This window comes from Achromobacter sp. GbtcB20 (assembly GCF_019091095.1).
Classification (GTDB): Bacteria; Pseudomonadota; Gammaproteobacteria; order Burkholderiales; family Burkholderiaceae_B; genus Achromobacter; species Achromobacter mucicolens.
The window spans coordinates 1-406 of record NZ_JAGXJZ010000270.1 but is presented as its reverse complement, the minus strand read 5'-3'; the positions used below and the strand labels follow the sequence as shown (position 1 = coordinate 406).

The window sequence follows — 406 nt, the reverse complement described above, 5'->3', positions numbered from 1 at the left end:
ATGCCCAGCAGGACCGGATAGGCCGCCAGCCAGCGCCATCGCCCGAGCAGGACGCCCGCATGGGCCAGCGGCGTCAGGAAGAAGAGGTAAATGGCGGAAACGCCGAGCACGATGCCGGCGAGGCGGGCCGTGAAGATGCTGCGCGAGGGCAGGGGCGACGACAGCAGCAGGTCCATGTCGCCGCGGTCGAACAGGACCTGGACGCTGGACTTGAGCGCGCTCGACAGCATGAAGAGAAAGGTTGCTATCAGGATCGCGCTGGCGGCAACCACCAGTTCCTGCGGTACCGGACCCGCGCCCGGCGCCACGCGTTTCAGGACGACATAGGCGCCCAGGTGCAGGAGCAGCCACAACACCAGGAGCACCGCTACCAGCTTCCAATGGAAACCACGCGGCTCCCCTGGCT

Annotated in this window: 1 pseudogene; it reads right to left on the bottom strand. The window is 67.0% G+C overall.

The annotated features are described in order from the left end of the window. A pseudogene (locus tag KVT32_RS28930) lies at positions 1–356 on the bottom strand (hypothetical protein); the annotation flags it as partial. Between the last annotated feature and the right edge of the window lie 50 nt (positions 357–406).